Source organism: Bacillus sp. TH30, from assembly GCF_016650875.1.
Lineage (GTDB): Bacteria > Bacillota > Bacilli > Bacillales > Bacillaceae_G > Bacillus_A > Bacillus_A mycoides.
The window spans coordinates 3,930,523-3,947,542 of record NZ_JAEKEY010000002.1; the positions used below are offsets into that span (position 1 = coordinate 3,930,523).

General features: G+C 36.2%; 20 protein-coding genes. 13 read left to right on the forward strand and 7 right to left on the reverse strand.

The window, feature by feature from the left end; all coding sequences use genetic code 11:
- Positions 1–182: 182 nt before the first annotated feature.
- Together JFU20_RS22565 and JFU20_RS22570 are read left to right on the forward strand one after the other, a co-directional pair.
- Positions 183–1,049 (forward strand): hypothetical protein, encoded by an 867-nt coding sequence (locus tag JFU20_RS22565; protein WP_002014843.1) that lies wholly within the window; start codon positions 183–185, stop codon positions 1,047–1,049.
- An 83-nt stretch (positions 1,050–1,132) separates the two neighbouring features.
- Positions 1,133–1,798, forward strand: coding sequence for a potassium channel family protein (locus JFU20_RS22570; protein WP_000504033.1), 666 nt, complete (start codon positions 1,133–1,135; stop codon positions 1,796–1,798).
- Between the two features lie 38 nt (positions 1,799–1,836).
- On the opposite strand, the gene rnjA is transcribed toward JFU20_RS22570, so the two are convergent.
- Positions 1,837–3,504 (reverse strand): ribonuclease J1, encoded by a 1,668-nt coding sequence (gene rnjA / locus JFU20_RS22575; protein ID WP_002014844.1) that lies wholly within the window; start codon positions 3,502–3,504, stop codon positions 1,837–1,839.
- Between the two features lie 4 nt (positions 3,505–3,508).
- Positions 3,509–3,721, reverse strand: coding sequence for a DNA-dependent RNA polymerase subunit epsilon (locus tag JFU20_RS22580; protein WP_000576436.1), 213 nt, complete (start codon positions 3,719–3,721; stop codon positions 3,509–3,511).
- A 548-nt stretch (positions 3,722–4,269) separates the two neighbouring features.
- Between JFU20_RS22580 and JFU20_RS22585 the strand changes: the two genes are divergently transcribed.
- Positions 4,270–5,043: a Cof-type HAD-IIB family hydrolase gene (locus JFU20_RS22585; protein WP_002014845.1), complete on the forward strand. Its 774-nt coding sequence runs from the start codon at positions 4,270–4,272 to the stop codon at positions 5,041–5,043.
- Between the two features lie 62 nt (positions 5,044–5,105).
- On the opposite strand, the gene def is transcribed toward JFU20_RS22585, so the two are convergent.
- Positions 5,106–5,660, reverse strand: a complete 555-nt coding sequence (gene def / locus JFU20_RS22590; protein ID WP_002014846.1) for a peptide deformylase — start codon at positions 5,658–5,660, stop codon at positions 5,106–5,108.
- A 167-nt stretch (positions 5,661–5,827) separates the two neighbouring features.
- Positions 5,828–5,977, reverse strand: coding sequence for a YjcZ family sporulation protein (locus JFU20_RS22595; RefSeq protein WP_002014847.1), 150 nt, complete (start codon positions 5,975–5,977; stop codon positions 5,828–5,830).
- A 513-nt stretch (positions 5,978–6,490) separates the two neighbouring features.
- Between JFU20_RS22595 and pdhA the strand changes: the two genes are divergently transcribed.
- From pdhA to JFU20_RS22620, 5 genes are all read left to right on the forward strand, one after another.
- Positions 6,491–7,606 carry a pyruvate dehydrogenase E1 component subunit alpha gene (gene pdhA / locus JFU20_RS22600; RefSeq protein ID WP_000536893.1) on the forward strand — a complete coding sequence of 372 codons (1,116 nt, stop codon included), beginning with the start codon at positions 6,491–6,493 and terminating at the stop codon, positions 7,604–7,606.
- A gap of 3 nt (positions 7,607–7,609) precedes the next feature.
- A complete protein-coding gene (gene pdhB, locus JFU20_RS22605) occupies positions 7,610–8,587 on the forward strand; it encodes a pyruvate dehydrogenase complex E1 component subunit beta (RefSeq protein WP_000068162.1) in 978 nt (325 codons plus the stop codon).
- Positions 8,588–8,680: 93 nt separating this feature from the next.
- Positions 8,681–9,976 carry a pyruvate dehydrogenase complex dihydrolipoyllysine-residue acetyltransferase gene (gene pdhC, locus JFU20_RS22610; protein ID WP_002014848.1) on the forward strand — a complete coding sequence of 432 codons (1,296 nt, stop codon included), beginning with the start codon at positions 8,681–8,683 and terminating at the stop codon, positions 9,974–9,976.
- A 5-nt stretch (positions 9,977–9,981) separates the two neighbouring features.
- Complete coding sequence (gene lpdA / locus JFU20_RS22615; RefSeq protein ID WP_002014851.1) at positions 9,982–11,394, forward strand: dihydrolipoyl dehydrogenase; 1,413 nt, start codon at positions 9,982–9,984, stop codon at positions 11,392–11,394.
- Positions 11,395–11,606: 212 nt separating this feature from the next.
- Positions 11,607–11,834 carry a hypothetical protein gene (locus JFU20_RS22620; RefSeq protein WP_002088334.1) on the forward strand — a complete coding sequence of 76 codons (228 nt, stop codon included), beginning with the start codon at positions 11,607–11,609 and terminating at the stop codon, positions 11,832–11,834.
- Between the two features lies 1 nt (position 11,835).
- On the opposite strand, the gene JFU20_RS22625 is transcribed toward JFU20_RS22620, so the two are convergent.
- Positions 11,836–12,228, reverse strand: a complete 393-nt coding sequence (locus JFU20_RS22625) for a DUF1885 family protein (protein WP_002014853.1) — start codon at positions 12,226–12,228, stop codon at positions 11,836–11,838.
- A 133-nt stretch (positions 12,229–12,361) separates the two neighbouring features.
- Between JFU20_RS22625 and JFU20_RS22630 the strand changes: the two genes are divergently transcribed.
- From JFU20_RS22630 to JFU20_RS22645, 4 genes are all read left to right on the forward strand, one after another.
- Positions 12,362–12,658, forward strand: coding sequence for a DUF3055 domain-containing protein (locus tag JFU20_RS22630; RefSeq protein WP_000462037.1), 297 nt, complete (start codon positions 12,362–12,364; stop codon positions 12,656–12,658).
- Between the two features lie 195 nt (positions 12,659–12,853).
- A complete protein-coding gene (locus JFU20_RS22635) occupies positions 12,854–12,982 on the forward strand; it encodes a GapA-binding peptide SR1P (RefSeq protein WP_000536778.1) in 129 nt (42 codons plus the stop codon).
- A 59-nt stretch (positions 12,983–13,041) separates the two neighbouring features.
- The gene (locus JFU20_RS22640) at positions 13,042–13,170 is read left to right on the forward strand and encodes a GapA-binding peptide SR1P (RefSeq protein ID WP_002146000.1); all 129 of its coding nucleotides are present in this window, start codon (positions 13,042–13,044) and stop codon (positions 13,168–13,170) included.
- A 44-nt stretch (positions 13,171–13,214) separates the two neighbouring features.
- Positions 13,215–13,343, forward strand: a complete 129-nt coding sequence (locus JFU20_RS22645) for a GapA-binding peptide SR1P (protein ID WP_002142969.1) — start codon at positions 13,215–13,217, stop codon at positions 13,341–13,343.
- A 37-nt stretch (positions 13,344–13,380) separates the two neighbouring features.
- Here JFU20_RS22645 and JFU20_RS22650 read toward each other — a convergent pair whose 3' ends face one another.
- Both JFU20_RS22650 and speA read right to left on the reverse strand, forming a co-directional pair.
- Positions 13,381–14,211, reverse strand: a complete 831-nt coding sequence (locus tag JFU20_RS22650; RefSeq protein ID WP_002014859.1) for a protein-glutamine gamma-glutamyltransferase — start codon at positions 14,209–14,211, stop codon at positions 13,381–13,383.
- Between the two features lie 619 nt (positions 14,212–14,830).
- Complete coding sequence (gene speA, locus JFU20_RS22655) at positions 14,831–16,303, reverse strand: arginine decarboxylase (protein ID WP_002128878.1); 1,473 nt, start codon at positions 16,301–16,303, stop codon at positions 14,831–14,833.
- A 383-nt stretch (positions 16,304–16,686) separates the two neighbouring features.
- Between speA and JFU20_RS22660 the strand changes: the two genes are divergently transcribed.
- Entirely contained in the window at positions 16,687–16,956 is a 270-nt protein-coding gene (locus JFU20_RS22660) for a UPF0223 family protein (RefSeq protein WP_002014862.1), read from the forward strand.
- Positions 16,957–17,020 lie beyond the last annotated feature (64 nt).

Sequence of the window (17,020 nt, forward strand, 5' to 3'; positions counted from 1 at the left end):
CATACAAATGAGTAAAGTTAAATTTGACGTCTTAATAATGAGCAGGGGGTTTTTAGCCACTGCTCATTATTAATTATTGCTAATAGGGAAGATAATTATTTAACTACCCTATATATGTTTACTTTTAGTATGAAAAGTGTGTAAAATCAATGTGATACATAGAAAAAAGGGTGGGGAATTACGTGCAAATTAGCAGTGCGATTTTATGTTTCGTCTTATATGCATATGTTATTATTGCGGCGGTTTATTTTGGGATAAGTTTTTACGCCTATCGTTTAGCAAATAATAGTGAATATGAAGAAACATACAAATGGGTGAAAAGATATTTGTCACCTGTACTAGAAATTATGAATGGATTTGTTCTTTTTTTATTTATTGGATTAATTGCTTTCTCGACGAGTTTAGTAGGGAATAAGACTACGTTATTTGTACTAGGTATCATTATTTTTATGCTATTAGGAATTCGGATTGGTAATACGGTGTTTTGGAACGAAAGAAAAATAGATGGTTGGACAGGGATGTTTATTCCATGTATGTTAGCTGCAATTGTGACGAATATAGAACATGAATATTATCAATTACATTTTTGGCTTATCATTGTTTTAACAATCCTCTCTGTTTTGTATATAAGTACTGTCGTGCTAACATACATCGCAAATGAAAAAGGAGATGCAAAAGGTGCGCACTTCTTTAGAGGGCGTGCATTATTATGGAGTGTGCCGACGATGGCAGTTATAGGAATTATTGCGATATTAGTAAATGGATATCAATTTACTAATTGGCAATTGTTTTTAGAAACTTGGTGGATCTTCATTGTTTCGCTTGTAGCTTTTTTAGGCGCAACACATTATTTATTCCATCAACATCATTACATATTGGCACTGTTATTCGCATTTACACAACTTTTATTTGCTTTTTTCGGACAAGAAACGCTATTGTTCGTTTTTGAAACATTTAGTTCATTTGGAAATATATTTGTATTTGGTATGTTAATTTTCGGTATCGCGTTTTATTTACAACAGTATTTTTATATGCAAAAACAAAAATAAGAAGTATATACAGGTTTTTGTAGCGAATTTAAAGTATGTTACAATAAAAGTACATAGTATTTGATGTTATTGGAGGAATTCCTGTGGGCGAAAAAGAGAAAGAATTTGCTGTTATTGGGCTTGGCCGTTTTGGTGGAAGTATTTGCCGTGAATTAGCTCAATTAGGTATGGAAGTAATGGCAATTGACTCAGATGAGGATAAAATTAATGAGTTTGCAAATATAGCTTCGCATGCTGTAATTGCAGATTCAACAGATGAGATGGTATTAAAAAGTCTTGGTATTCGTAATTTTGATCATGTAGTCGTTGCTATTGGAGATAATTTGAATTCAAGTATTTTAACAACGTTAATTTTGAAAGAATTAGGTGTGAAAAATATTACTGTAAAAGCTCAAAATGACTATCATGAAAAAGTGTTAAGTAAAATAGGGGCAGATCATATTGTGCATCCAGAACGAGATATGGGAAAAAGGATTGCTAATAATATCGCATCAAGTAATGTGTTAGATTACCTAGAGCTTTCAGATGAGCATAGTATTGTAGAGATTATCGCAAATAAAAAAATTGATGGGCACTCTTTAATTGAATTAGATATTCGTGCGAAGTTTGGTTTGAACATTGTAGCAATTAAACGTGGAAAAGAAGTTATCGTATCTCCTCGAGCTACAGAAAACGTTCAGGCGGGAGATATATTAATTGTAATTGGTCATGATGATGAAGTAGATCGTTTTAAGCATTTTTTAAGATAAGAGAAAAGGACAATGCCGAGGAGGCATTGTCCTTTTTCTTATATTTCCATAATGATTGGTAAAATCATTGGACGACGTTTCGTTTTTTCGTATAGGAATGGTGCTAATGTGTCTGTAATCTCATTTTTAATTTCAGACCATTGTGTTGTTTTTCGCTCCATTACTTTTTCTAAATGTGTTGTAATTAATGTTTGAGCATCGTTGATTAAATCGCTGCTTTCACGCATATAAACGAAACCACGCGAGATGATATCAGGTCCTGCTGCAACTTTAAATTCTTTCATATCAATGCTTACAACTACAATAACAAGTCCTTCTTCAGAAAGAATGCGACGATCACGTAATACGATATTACCGATATCTCCAATACCATTTCCATCGATATAGACAGAGCCAGATGGGATTTTCCCAGCTACGCTTGCTTCATCAGAACGTAAAGCAAGAACATCTCCATTATCCATAATGAAACAATTTTCTTCTGGAATACCACAATCATTCGCTAATTTCATATGCATACGTTGCATACGATATTCACCATGAATTGGCATGAAATATTTCGGCTTAATAAGACGTAGCATTAACTTTTGTTCTTCTTGTCCACCGTGTCCACTCGTATGAATATTTGAGAGTTTACCATGGATTACATCAGCACCAGCGCGGTACAACATGTTAATTGTACGACTTACACTAATTGTATTGCCTGGGATTGGTGAAGAAGAGAAAACAACTGTATCGCCAGGGATAATTTGAATTTGACGATGTGTACCATTGGCAATACGTGAAAGTGCTGCCATCGGTTCCCCTTGACTACCTGTACATAACATAACAACTTTATTAGCTGGTAGGCGGTTTAGCTGAGATGTGTCTATGAATGTATCCTTTGGACACCGGATATAACCAAGGTTTTGTCCGATTTCAATAGCCGCTTCCATACTTCGACCGAATACAGCTACTTTACGATTGTTTTCAACAGCAGCCTCAACAACTTGTTGTAAGCGATGGATATTCGATGCAAAGGTTGCGAATATAATACGACCGTCTACTTTGCGGAATATATCTTGAATACTATCACCAACGCGGCGCTCAGACATCGTAAAGTTTGGCACTTCACTGTTTGTACTATCAGATAAGAGACAAAGTACACCGTCTTTTCCGATTTCGGCCATTTTTGTTAAATCTGCTGGCTCACCTACTGGTGTGAAATCAAATTTGAAATCACCTGTATGAACGACTTGTCCTTGAGGTGTTTTCACAACAACTCCGTATGAATCCGGAATACTGTGAGTTGTACGGAAGAAGGAAACAGATGTCTTTTTAAATTTAATAACATCATCTTCTTGAATTTCATAAAGTTTTGCTTTACGAAGTAATCCGTGCTCTTCTAATTTGTTTTTTATTAGGGCAATTGCTAATTTTCCGCCGTAAATTGGAATGTTTACTTGACGTAATAGATAAGGAATTCCACCGATATGATCTTCGTGACCATGTGTAATGAATAACCCTTTAATTTTATCTTCGTTTCGCACAAAATAAGTGTAATCTGGTATTACATAATCGATCCCGAGGAGTTCGTCTTCTGGAAATTTAATTCCAGCATCAATTATAATAATTTCATCTTGAAATTGAACAGCATATGTATTTTTACCGATTTCACCAAGACCACCGAGGGCAAAAACGGCAGCTTGATCATTTTTTAGGAATTTCATATGACTATACGATCTCCGCTAATATTAAATCAGCGTTTTGTTTTTCATATTCAAGATGAGCACCAGTAACAGACTGAACGAACTCGATATTATATGCGAACTTATTTAATTTTTTACGAACATCCTTTTGAGACGTAGCCTCTAAATATAAAACTTTTGTATTTTCACGTACTGGGACCTCAGTTAATTTTTCTTGATAAAATACTTTAAAAATCATTGGGAAAACCTCTCCTTGTCTATGTTTTGCATTATCTGTTACTTATTATAAAGCAAACAGTCACGATTTTCATGTTTTTTCGAATGAGAATGAAGAAAAAGCCCGAAATGGGCACAATTTAAGCGATTGTCTTCTTACGGACTAAATCGTTTAAATAACGCTTGAGCTTTTTCTTCAGCTTCTTCAGCATGATTACTCCTTCCTTTCCTTATTTAAAACATGCATATTACTAATGATAACTCTGTCTCCCATACAAGAAAGAAGATTAGAAGTGAATAGTGAATCTTGTTCTTTTTAGTATAGTGTAAGTTATCTTGTAGTAACGATTAGTAGCCGTTAGTTATAGATATAGTATGAGGAAGAATAGAAAAGAAAATTCATCCGAACAAGTATCCACATTTTTTCACTAATAGTATATGCACATTTCATAAATAAGGTCAGAAAGTGAACGCTTTCTTCACAGATGTTTAATATGTTATACTTTTTTTTGAAATTTGAAAAGTGATAATCAAAATAGGAATATAGAGTGCCAGAAAGGATTTTGACAAATGAATGATAAAATTGTCTTTTTTGATATTGATGGAACATTATTAGATCATGATAAGAAAATTCCGCAATCTACAAGAGATGCAGTAAGAGATTTACAAGAAAAAGGTGTGCATGTAGCGATTGCGACAGGGCGTGCGCCATTTATGTTTGAAGATATTCGTGAGGAACTCAATATACATAATTATGTTAGTTTTAACGGGCAGTATGTTGTATTTGAGGATGAGGTATTATTTAATAATCCATTACATCCTGATGCTCTACATAAGTTTACTCAGTTTGCAAAACAAGAAGGATATCCACTTGTATATCTTGACCATCAAGAAATGAGAGCGTCAGTGGAATATCATGATTATGTAAAAGAAGGTTTTGGAAGCTTACAATTCGAGCATCCGGCATATGAACCTGATTTTTATGAGAAACGCGATATTTATCAAACGCTTCTTTTTTGTGAAGTAAACGAAGAAGAAAAGTTTATTCATCATTATCCAGATTTTCATTTTATACGCTGGCATGCATATTCAATGGATATTATCCCTAATGGTGGTTCTAAGGCAAAAGGGATTGAGAAGTTTATTGAGAAAATAGGATTTAATCGTGAACAAGTATATGCATTTGGGGACGGATTAAATGATTTAGAAATGATTGAAGCAGTAGGAACGGGCATTGTGATGGGGAATGGTCATGAGGATTTGAAAAAACTTGCTAATTATGTGACAAAAGATGTTAATGAAGACGGTATTTATCACGGATTAAAGTGGGCTGGCTTGTTATAAGTAAGTGTGGAACCCATTTCATATAATAAAAAGGCGGAAGATTAACTTCCGCCTTTTTACTATTATCGCTCGAGAGGTTTTGAATCATCGGGAGCCACAAATGGATTGTCTTTATTAATATGGTCATAGAACATAACACCGTTTAAATGGTCGATTTCATGTTGGAATACAATTGCTGGTAAACCTTTTAATCGCAGTTTTACGTCTTCACCGTTAATCGTTGTTGCCTTTACTGTAATTCTCGTGTAACGAGGGACATAACCAGGTACTTCACGGTCTACAGATAGACAGCCTTCACCATTTTGTAAATATGTACGTTCAACAGAATGACTAATGATTTTTGGGTTAAATAATGCGTAGCTATATAACGTATCGTTCGTATCAGTTACATGAACCGCAATCATTTTCTTTGAAATACCGATTTGCGGAGCTGCTAATCCGATTCCGGGGCGTAAATTATATTTTTCAGCCATTTCAGGGTCCTGGCTATTTATTACAAATTCAATCATTTCTTTAAGAGTATTTGTATCTTCCTCGCTAGCAGGTAAGGAGACCTCTTCTGCGACGTCGCGCAAAATAGGATTTCCTTCACGAATTACCTCATTCATTGTAAGCATATGTAATCTCTCCTTTCTCCTTTAGTCTACCAAAGGAGATAAAAAAAGTCATCGGCAAGTAAAGAAGAGCTACTTGGAAACAAATCTTCTACAGATAAGTTATGTAATAAAAAGAAAAGACGGCAAAGCCGTCTGTTTCTTTCCATAGTTGTTTTATTTTACATTAATTAGCGAATGCAAGCAGCACCAACGATAATTAAAAGGATAAACAACACAACGATTAAGGCGAAGCCGCTTCCAGATCCGCCACAAGAACCGCCATAACCGTAGGAAGGATATGAACAAGTTGTTGGATAGCAATATGAGTATCCGTACATGAGATGACCTCCTTTATCATTTCCCGCTAATACTGCGGTTACTATAATGTATGGAGGAATGATCAGAAATGTATAGGTATTTACCTATAAAAGGAAGAAGTGTTTGTATAATTTTCTTGAGAAGAGAGAAAAACTAAGGAGAATTAAATCGTTTACATATTATTCTAAGAGAAAAAATAAGTTAAAAAGGGAATAATATAACAGCAGGTTATTGCTTACTAATACAGATGTGAAAAATAAAAACACGTTTGTGTAGAGGAAACCGGCATATTATTTATAAAAAAACGTATTCAAAGTAATTGACATCGTAATTAGAATAGTTGTAAACTAAAAAACGTGATCAAGATTGTATTAATATGTTTTTGAAAAAACATTAGTACAGATTGTTAGGTACACAAAATTATTCTCAACCGACAAACAAATTTGTTGGTTTACATTGTTGCGCTTTCAGTCTAGCTAATAGATAGTGAAAGCGTTTCAGAATATGGTTCAAGAGAGGAAGAGGTGAACGGAATGGGTACTAAAACAAAAAAGACCCTATTTAATGTTGATGAGCAAATGAAAGCTATCGCAGCTCAATTTGAAACATTACAAATTTTAAATGAAAAAGGCGAAGTTGTGAATGAAGCAGCTATGCCTGAATTATCTGATGATCAATTAAAAGAATTAATGCGCCGTATGGTGTATACTCGCGTACTAGATCAACGTTCTATTTCTTTAAACCGTCAAGGACGTTTAGGTTTCTACGCACCAACTGCTGGACAAGAGGCTTCTCAATTAGCAAGTCATTTCGCACTTGAAGCAGAAGATTTCATCTTACCAGGATATCGTGACGTTCCACAATTAGTGTGGCACGGTCTACCATTATACCAAGCATTCTTATTCTCTCGTGGACATTTCATGGGTAACCAAATGCCTGAGAATGTAAATGCACTTGCTCCACAAATCATTATCGGTGCGCAAATCATCCAAACTGCTGGTGTTGCGTTAGGTATGAAATTACGTGGTAAAAAATCTGTTGCAATTACTTACACTGGTGACGGTGGTGCTTCACAAGGTGACTTCTACGAAGGTATGAACTTTGCGGGTGCATTCAAAGCTCCAGCAATCTTCGTTGTACAAAACAACCGTTATGCAATCTCTACTCCAGTAGAAAAGCAATCTGCAGCTAAAACTGTAGCACAAAAAGCAGTAGCAGCAGGTATTTACGGAATTCAAGTAGACGGTATGGATCCATTAGCTGTATATGCAGCAACTGCTTTCGCTCGTGAGCGCGCAGTAAATGGCGAAGGTCCTACTTTAATCGAGACTTTAACATTCCGTTATGGTCCACATACAATGGCTGGTGATGACCCAACTCGTTACCGTACAAAAGATATCGAAAACGAATGGGAACAAAAAGATCCAATCGTACGCTTCCGTGCATTCTTAGAAAACAAAGGCCTATGGTCTCAAGAAGTTGAAGAGAAAGTTATCGAAGAAGCAAAAGAAGATATCAAACAAGCAATTGCTAAGGCTGACCAAGCTCCAAAACAAAAAGTTACTGATTTAATGGAAATCATGTACGAAAAAATGCCTTACAACTTAGCTGAACAATATGAAATTTACAAAGAAAAGGAGTCGAAGTAAGCCATGGCTCAAATGACAATGATTCAAGCAATCACTGATGCTTTACGCGTTGAAATGAAAAATGATCCTAACGTACTTGTGTTTGGTGAAGACGTTGGTGTAAACGGCGGAGTATTCCGTGCTACTGAAGGTTTACAAGCTGAATTCGGTGAAGATCGTGTAATGGATACTCCACTTGCAGAGTCTGGTATTGGTGGACTTGCAGTTGGACTTGCACTTGAAGGCTTCCGTCCAGTTCCAGAAATCCAATTCTTCGGTTTCATTTATGAAGTAATGGATTCAGTTTCTGGTCAATTAGCTCGTATGCGTTACCGTTCTGGTGGACGTTGGACTGCTCCAGTAACAATTCGTTCTCCATTCGGTGGTGGTGTTCATACTCCTGAACTACATGCTGATAGCTTAGAAGGATTAGTGGCACAACAACCTGGTCTAAAAGTTGTTATTCCATCTACTCCATACGATGCAAAAGGTCTTTTAATCTCTGCGATTCGTGACAACGATCCAGTTATCTACTTAGAGCATATGAAATTGTACCGTTCATTCCGTCAAGATGTACCAGAAGGTGATTACACAATTGATTTAGGCAAAGCTGACATCAAACGTGAAGGTACAGATGTATCTGTTATCGCTTATGGTGCTATGGTTCATGCTGCATTAAAAGCTGCTGAAGAACTTGAAAAAGAAGGTATCTCTTTAGAGGTTGTTGACTTACGTACAGTTCAACCATTAGATATCGAAACAATCATCGCTTCTGTTGAAAAAACAGGCCGCGTAGTTGTAGTTCAAGAAGCTCAAAAACAAGCTGGTATTGCAGCTAACGTTGTAGCGGAAATTAACGACCGTGCAATCTTAAACTTAGAAGCTCCAGTTGTACGTGTTGCAGCTGCTGATACAGTATTCCCATTCTCTCAAGCTGAGAGCGTATGGTTACCAAACCATAAAGATATTGTTGAAGCTGTTAACAAAGTAATGAACTTCTAATTTTTAGTTTTTCATGTGCAAAAGAAATCAGCACATGCTGGTTTCTTTTGTACATATTCCATAATAATGAAATGAATCAGGGGGCTGAATTCCGTGGCATTTGAATTTAAACTACCAGATATCGGTGAAGGTATCCACGAAGGTGAAATCGTAAAATGGTTTATTAAACCAGGCGATGAAGTAAATGAAGACGATGTACTTCTTGAAGTACAAAATGATAAAGCAGTAGTAGAAATCCCTTCTCCTGTTAAAGGTAAAGTACTTGAAGTACTTGTAGAAGAAGGAACAGTTGCAATTGTAGGAGATACATTAATTAAATTTGATGCTCCTGGATACGAAAACCTTAAATTTAAAGGTGACGATCATGATGAAGCTCCAAAAGCTGAAGAAGCAGCAGTAGTAGAAGCTCCAGCAGCGGAAACTACTCCAGCAGCAACTGCAGAAGTAGTAAATGAGCGTGTAATCGCTATGCCATCTGTTCGTAAATATGCTCGTGAAAAAGGTGTAGATATTCATAAAGTAGCTGGTTCTGGTAAGAACGGCCGTGTTGTGAAAACTGACATCGATGCATTTGCAAATGGTGGACAAACTGTAGCAGCAACTGAGGCTCCAGCAGCAGTAGAAGCTACTCCAGCAGCAGCAGCGAAAGAAGAAGCACCAAAAGCACAACCAATCCCAGCTGGTGAATATCCAGAAACTCGTGAGAAAATGAGTGGTATCCGTAAAGCGATTGCGAAAGCAATGGTTAACTCTAAACATACAGCTCCTCACGTAACATTAATGGATGAAGTAGATGTAACAGAACTTGTTGCTCACCGTAAGAAGTTCAAAGCTGTTGCAGCTGACAAAGGTATTAAATTAACTTACCTTCCATACGTTGTAAAAGCTTTAACATCTGCATTACGTGAATTCCCAATGTTGAATACTGCTTTAGACGATGCTTCTCAAGAAATCGTTCATAAACATTACTTCAACATCGGTATCGCAGCTGATACAGACAAAGGTCTATTAGTACCAGTTGTTAAAGATACAGATCGTAAATCTATCTTTACTATCTCTAACGAGATCAATGAACTTGCTGGTAAAGCACGTGATGGTCGTTTAGCTCCAACTGAAATGAAAGGTGCTTCTTGCACAATTACAAACATTGGTTCTGCAGGTGGACAATGGTTCACTCCAGTTATCAATCACCCAGAAGTAGCAATCCTTGGTATCGGCCGTATCGCTGAGAAACCAGTTGTGAAAAACGGTGAAATCGTTGCAGCTCCAGTATTAGCATTATCTCTAAGCTTTGACCATCGTTTAATTGACGGCGCAACTGCTCAAAAAGCATTAAACCAAATTAAACGTCTATTGAATGACCCACAATTATTAGTAATGGAGGCGTAATAACAATGGTAGTAGGAGATTTCCCAATTGAATTAGATACAGTCGTTGTTGGTGCAGGTCCTGGTGGATACGTTGCGGCAATTCGTGCAGCACAATTAGGTCAAAAGGTAGCGATTATTGAAAAATCTAACCTTGGTGGCGTATGCTTAAACGTTGGATGTATTCCTTCAAAAGCGTTAATCAATGCAGGTCATCGTTATGAGAATGCAATGCATTCTGATGACATGGGTATCACTGCAGAGAACGTAAAAGTTGACTTTACAAAAGTTCAAGAATGGAAAAACGGCGTAGTTAAGAAATTAACTGGCGGTGTTGAAGGCCTTCTTAAAGGTAACAAAGTTGAAATCATTCGCGGTGAAGCTTACTTCGTAGATGCTAACACATTACGTGTAATGACTGAAGATGCAGCACAAACTTATACGTTTAAAAATGCTGTTCTTGCAACTGGTTCTACACCAATCGAAATTCCAGGATTCAAATACTCTAAACGTGTTATCAACTCTACAGGCGCTTTAAGCTTACCTGAAATTCCTAAAAAACTTGTTGTAATCGGCGGCGGTTACATCGGTATGGAATTAGGTACTGCATATGCTAACTTCGGTACAGAAGTTACTGTAGTAGAAGCTGGCGACGAAATCTTAGCTGGTTTCGAAAAAGCTATGAGCTCTGTTGTTAAACGTGCTCTACAGAAAAAAGGTAACGTAAATATCCATACAAAAGCTATGGCTAAAGGCGTTGAAGAAACAGAAACTGGCGTAAAAGTTAGCTTTGAAGTTAACGGTGAAATCCAAACTGTAGAAGCAGATTACGTATTAGTAACTGTAGGTCGTCGTCCAAACACTCAAGAAATCGGTCTTGAGCAAGTTGGAATTAAAATGACTGACCGTGGCATTATCGAAATTGATGAGCAATGCCGTACAAATATTTCAAACATCTATGCAATCGGTGATATCGTTCCTGGACCACCATTAGCTCACAAAGCTTCTTACGAAGGTAAAGTAGCTGTTGAAGTAATTAGTGGCCATGCATCAGCAATCGATTACATCGGAATTCCTGCAGTATGCTTCACTGATCCAGAATTAGCATCTGTTGGTTACACTAAGAAACAAGCTGAAGAAGCAGGAATGACAGTAGCTGTATCTAAGTTCCCATTCGCTGCAAACGGTCGTGCGTTATCATTAAACAGCACTGACGGTTTCTTACAACTTGTAACGCGTAAAGAAGATGGTCTTCTTGTAGGTGCACAAGTTGCAGGTGCAGGTGCTTCTGATATTATCTCTGAGATTGGTTTAGCTATCGAAGCTGGAATGACAGCTGAAGATATCGCTCAAACAATCCATGCTCACCCAACATTAGGTGAGATCACAATGGAAGCAGCTGAAGTTGCTCTTGGAATGCCAATTCACATTGTAAAATAATTTAAGTAATGTAAATACCCCATCTCTTATTTAAAGAGATGGGGTATTTTTATTTTCATAAAATGACTTGCAAGGTCTTTATATGTACTTGTCGAATGAATATATAATACTTTAAATGAACCGTTAGCATATATGCCGTTATATAATATGTAATTGATTCAAACTTAATCCCATATATTAATAAAATAGAGCATGTCAAAGGAGAAGGTTCCATGAGAATATTACATGTTATATTTTATCATTTTCTATTATGGAGTGGTTTTTCCATTGTATTAACATTATCGAATGGTGATAAGTTTCATTATAAAGTAATTCTCTTTTTCGTATTTCTTTATTTGGCATATGTGATTGCATGTTTTGTATTACACGTAAGAAAGCAGGCATTATTCCTTACGTGTTCAAATTGCATACTTTTTTTAATCATATTCTCTATTTTTTAAATTAACGTTTATAGAAATACATTGTTCTTCCATTAAATAGTTGTAACTCTCCTTCTAATTTCTTCGCTAGAAAACGGCTAAATTCATTTGCTTTTCCTTTATCACCAAATGTTGCTGTAGTAGGCAAAGAAACCTGAATAAAAGATTGTTCCTTTTCTATTCCAATCCCAACATAAATAGAATCATATCGATCGTGACTCGATTGGAGTTTTAATGTTGTTGCTGATGTATCTAATATTTCATAAGGAAAAGCTGTATTTGTATAAGCATAATTAATTTGATCACCAGTCTTGGAAGTAACGGTTTTATAGTTATGAAAAAGGTGTTTAACATCTTCTATTGAAACAGATTGTTGATTGGATTTAGGTACAAGTGTGATAAAGGCGTGTTGCATACAAATTCCCCCTTAGCTTAGTAGAATAATATCATTCTACATCCTACTGAATTTTTTGACAATTAAAAGGAGTATTCCTTTTTTGTTTAATATATTAATGAGTAGGAAGTGTTATTTAGAAAGGTGGAAACTCATGTTTGAAAAATTGTATGATGAGCATGAAAGTGTGAAGGTACGATTTTTAGGATTTATGACGCATGATACACGTTATGATTTTGGAGTTATTTATACAAATATGTTTTTTGGAAAGCCACTTATTGTTTGTATGCAAACAGGGAGATCTACTTTGCTTGGGAGAGATGATGTAGAAAATGTTCCATATATACAGGAAACTTTTAAGTTAGGATCGGAAGAGGAGGCGGAGGAGTTAGCTCAGTTTTTTAAATTTCTTGTTCCGTCTACTTCTTTGCATGCGGAGTATGAAGAATAATTAACAAGAAACAGTCGTACGTATGAGATATGGCTGTTTTTTTGTGTTAATATCGCATACTAATTTAATTTTAAAATATTTAATGTGTTATACTAAAAACCTATTGACGTAAAAAGTATAACATATTAAAATAAAGACAGAAAGTTAAGCGGTTACAAAAGTTTTTGGGATTATAAACTTAGGGGGAAATGAAAAATGGGAACAATCGTATGTCAAGATTGTGAAGGTACAATTGCACACTTCGAGGATGAGAAAGTAACGGTACTTTACGGGAAATGTGGATCTTGCGGATGTGATCACACAGAACATACAAAAGCCCAATAATTGATAGGAAATTGACAGCTAAAAGTTTTTAGGACCATAAACTTAGGGGGAAATGAAAAATGGGAACAATCGTATGCCAAGTTTGTGAAGGAACAATCGGACATTTTGAAGATGAGAAAACGACAGTACTTTATGGGAAATGTGGTTCCAATTGTGACTGTGCTAGTAGAGAAAATGCGAAAGCTTAATCATATATAAGTAGATTATTCTTTAAACTCAGGGGGAAATGAAAATGGGAACAATCGTATGCCAAGTTTGTGAAGGAACAATCGCACATTTTGAAGATGAAAAATCAACAGTACTTTATGGGAAATGTGGATCTCATTGCGAATGTGACCATACAGAACATACAAAAGCTTAATAATTAAGAAAAAACGCCTACACATGTAGGCGTTTTTTTAATAGATTGTAGTTGTATGCCCGACTGTTGCAACAATTGCATCATCTCTAATAGGAATAAATCCTATTGATGTTTGTGGCGTGTTAGGAGGGGCATATTGACTCATCATACGGCTATCAATACGAGTAATAAAATCGGTTAAATAAGCTGAAATAAAAGCATAAGGGATCCTTCGTTCATTTAATGAATAAATAATTTCCTCTTTCGTTTTTACGCCTACGCCATGTCCGTAAAAAAAGAAGTTTCCTAGATAGATTGCATTTTCTCCTTGCCACTCAATCGTAGCTGGATTAACTTGTGGGTTTTTAAAGTAAACGAGGTCACCTGGAACGATATCGCCACTCGTTTTTGTTATGAGCTTTAAGTCGCGATCGTAGTCCCATGTATAAAGTAAGAGGTTTGCGAATAGACGGTTGAAAGTTTTTTCCTCATATAATGATAGTAATGCTTTGTAAAAAATGATAATCATTGCGGTGGCACATTCAGTTCCATATAGTTTTCCGTTTTTAAAAATATCTTGGATGGCAATGGAAGGGGCTATGTTTGGAAGGAGTTGAAATCCGCCAAGTGATGTTCTTTCCCAAAACTGAGGATTGCAAAAAGATTGTTGAAACGTACGAAACTGAAATCCACTTTGAAAAAGTTCTAGCGCGGAAGTAATAATATTAACTCGTAAATTAAGATCAAAGCTGAGTTCATCGGCTGTTCGGAAGGAATAAACTTCTTGATTTCCCGCCATTATGGATAAAATCTGTTGTTTTTCAGCTGCAAATGGCTCATATTCATTTGTGATATAAGGGTGTACAATAGAACGGCCTATCACAATCATAATGGTATCCCCACCTATACGTTACAGATTTCGCGATACGGGAAAGCCTATATTGGACTTTAGACATAGGATGAAAGTATCGCTTTTTCATAGAAAAACATTTATCCCGCTATTTGCGGGCAGTAAGAATTCCACCTCAACATTCGGCTGGAGCCCTGCTGCCCGTAAACGCCCGATTGGTGAAGGCTAATAATCAGTGGGGATGAACAAAACCCCACTGATTAAAGTTTCACTTTATATTTTGGTAGACTTTAACTACAGACAAGTACAAGTCTTTAAAACGCCAATGTGTTCTTTGAAAAAAGATAGCATAGGGAGTTCGATAGCCGAATTCAAGCTATCGGTAAAATGATATGTGTCGTCAAGAACAAGACGCTAAAACACCTGAACACGAATCTGTACGGTATGGTATAAGTACCGTAGCTCACGAACCTATACGGTCTGTTGTGAGAGTGGTGATGGCACACCGCAATCTTGCACGTCAGCGATACCAGAAATGGACTTCGCCTTAGGTAGCAAGAATCCCACTGATGTTAGTCAGCTTGCCCCATTAGGGTGGGAATGTCAAATTCTTTAGTATCGTATGAAAAAAAGAGAAAAAAGGTGAAAGAAAAGCCTATCAACTGATAGGCTTGTACTCTTTAATAACACGTAATGTTTGTAATGTCATATCTTCAGGACCTTGTACAGGTAACCCAGCTTCTAAATTTTTAAGAATATACTCTAAGTTATCTTGTGTAATAATTTCCCCCGGAGTAAAGATTGGAATCCCTGGCGGATAAACCATAACAAAATCAGCTATAATACGACCTGCTGCGTTTTCAAATGGAATGACTTCTGTTTCTGAATAAAAAGCATCTCTAGGAGAAAGTGCTAGCACAGGTATTTCTGGTATTTCTACTTGTACTTGAACACCTTTGTCTGCTCTATTTCTATATGTTGCTGCTAAATCTTGTAATGCTGTAATAAGTGTATCTGTTTCACTTTCTGTATCTCCAAATGTGATAAGACAAAGTATGTTATATAAATCAGAGAGTTCTACTTCAATGTTGTAATGTTCTCTAAGCCATACTTCAGCCTGATGGCCTGTAATACCTAAATCTTTTACAGATACAATTATCTTTGTAGGATCATAGTTAAAAGTAGCATCTGTTCCTAGCATTTCTTTTCCGGGACAATAAAGATGCTCAATAGCATTAATAGCATCACGAACATGCTCAGCTAATTGTATTGTTTGTTCTATGAGAGCTGTTCCTTCGGTAGCAAGACGTTTTCTAGCAACATCAAGGGATGCTAACAAAATGTAAGAAGTTGATGTAGTCGTAAGCATGCTAATAATGGATTGGACATGCTTTACGTTCACAAGACCTTCTTTTACATTAAGAATAGAGCTTTGGGTTAAAGACCCACCTAATTTGTGAACACTTGTTGCTGCCATATCTGCACCTGCTTGCATAGCTGATATTGGTAGTTCATCATGAAAATGGATATGAACACCGTGAGCCTCATCAACAAGTACAGGAATATCGTAAGAATGAGCTAATTCTACAATCTGCTCTAAATCTGCAGCAAACCCAAAATATGTTGGATTTATAACAAGTAAGCCTTTCGCATCTGAGTGCTCTTCAAGAGCCTTTTTGACAGATTGAATTGTGATCCCATGTGAAATACCGAGCTTCGGATCAATCTCAGGATGCATGAAAATTGGTTTTGCACCTGAGAAAATAATAGCTGACATTACTGATTTATGCACATTCCGTGGCACGAGGATTTTATCCCCAGGACCGCACACGCTCATCACCATTGTCATAATTGCACCACTTGTACCTTGAATAGAAAAGAACGTATGATCTGCACCGAAAGCAGCGGCTGCTAAATCCTGTGCTTCTTTAATCATACCTTTTGGATGATGTAAATCATCGAGCGGCGCAATATTAATTAAATCAATTGCTAATGCATTATGCCCAATAAATTCGCGAAATGTAGGATCCATGCCCTGTCCTTTTTTATGACCAGGAATATGGAATTGAACTGGATTTCGCTTACTGTGCTCAACTAAAGCGGTAAACAATGGTGTTTCGTATTGGGACAATCTATACACCCCTTCTTCTTCGTAATATTTATTAGAGTTTGTTTTATATGATTTCATCTCATTCTAAAAGGAAATTAAGATGACAAACTTTTAGAACTTGACTTGTTTTTCTGCCATTCGCAAAAGCCTTTTTTGGGATGGTAGTCTCACTTTATTCTCTATAAAACAAAAGCATTATATCACCAATAATTATAGATGTATAGAAAAATCGCATTTTCAAGGTGAGTATGTTTAATAGTTATATTTTAAATACTGCAAAGAGGAAGACAATTCCATTGAAATGGATAAATGGTGTATAATGCAGAGTGGCTATAGTGAAGAATAAAAGGTTGTCTTAAAGGTAGCATAATGGAAAAAGAAAGAATACTGAATGAGGTGCAAAAATGGAATATCAATATCCACTTGATTACAATTGGTCAAATGAAGAAATGGTAGCAGTTGTAAAGTTTTATGAAGCGATTGAAAAGGTATATGAAAAAGGAGTTTTGAGAGAAGATTTGATGGAATTATATCGTCGTTTTAAAGAGATTGTGCCATCGAAGGCAGCGGAGAAAAAAATTGATAAAGAATTTCAAGAAGTAAGTGGATATTCTATATATCGTACGATTCAAAGAGCAAAAGAAGTAGCGGAAAAAAAGATTGTAAAAATGTAAAAATATTTTGAAAATTAAAATGCAAAGTGCTATAATGTGATAACAACTAAAAACGGACAATATA

What these genes read in the sequence shown, in the direction of transcription:
- JFU20_RS22585 (WP_002014845.1), top strand. Translation starts at nt 4,270, where the DNA reads ATGAATGATAAAATTGTCTTTTTTGATATTGATGGAACATTATTAGAT.
- JFU20_RS22650 (WP_002014859.1), bottom strand. Translation starts at nt 14,211, where the DNA reads ATGATTGTGATAGGCCGTTCTATTGTACACCCTTATATCACAAATGAA.
- lpdA (WP_002014851.1), top strand. Translation starts at nt 9,982, where the DNA reads ATGGTAGTAGGAGATTTCCCAATTGAATTAGATACAGTCGTTGTTGGT.
- JFU20_RS22630 (WP_000462037.1), top strand. Translation starts at nt 12,362, where the DNA reads ATGTTTGAAAAATTGTATGATGAGCATGAAAGTGTGAAGGTACGATTT.
- JFU20_RS22635 (WP_000536778.1), top strand. Translation starts at nt 12,854, where the DNA reads ATGGGAACAATCGTATGTCAAGATTGTGAAGGTACAATTGCACACTTC.
- pdhA (WP_000536893.1), top strand. Translation starts at nt 6,491, where the DNA reads ATGGGTACTAAAACAAAAAAGACCCTATTTAATGTTGATGAGCAAATG.
- pdhB (WP_000068162.1), top strand. Translation starts at nt 7,610, where the DNA reads ATGGCTCAAATGACAATGATTCAAGCAATCACTGATGCTTTACGCGTT.
- JFU20_RS22595 (WP_002014847.1), bottom strand. Translation starts at nt 5,977, where the DNA reads ATGTACGGATACTCATATTGCTATCCAACAACTTGTTCATATCCTTCC.
- JFU20_RS22660 (WP_002014862.1), top strand. Translation starts at nt 16,687, where the DNA reads ATGGAATATCAATATCCACTTGATTACAATTGGTCAAATGAAGAAATG.
- JFU20_RS22640 (WP_002146000.1), top strand. Translation starts at nt 13,042, where the DNA reads ATGGGAACAATCGTATGCCAAGTTTGTGAAGGAACAATCGGACATTTT.
- rnjA (WP_002014844.1), bottom strand. Translation starts at nt 3,504, where the DNA reads ATGAAATTCCTAAAAAATGATCAAGCTGCCGTTTTTGCCCTCGGTGGT.
- JFU20_RS22625 (WP_002014853.1), bottom strand. Translation starts at nt 12,228, where the DNA reads ATGCAACACGCCTTTATCACACTTGTACCTAAATCCAATCAACAATCT.
- JFU20_RS22620 (WP_002088334.1), top strand. Translation starts at nt 11,607, where the DNA reads ATGAGAATATTACATGTTATATTTTATCATTTTCTATTATGGAGTGGT.
- JFU20_RS22645 (WP_002142969.1), top strand. Translation starts at nt 13,215, where the DNA reads ATGGGAACAATCGTATGCCAAGTTTGTGAAGGAACAATCGCACATTTT.
- JFU20_RS22580 (WP_000576436.1), bottom strand. Translation starts at nt 3,721, where the DNA reads ATGATTTTTAAAGTATTTTATCAAGAAAAATTAACTGAGGTCCCAGTA.
- def (WP_002014846.1), bottom strand. Translation starts at nt 5,660, where the DNA reads ATGCTTACAATGAATGAGGTAATTCGTGAAGGAAATCCTATTTTGCGC.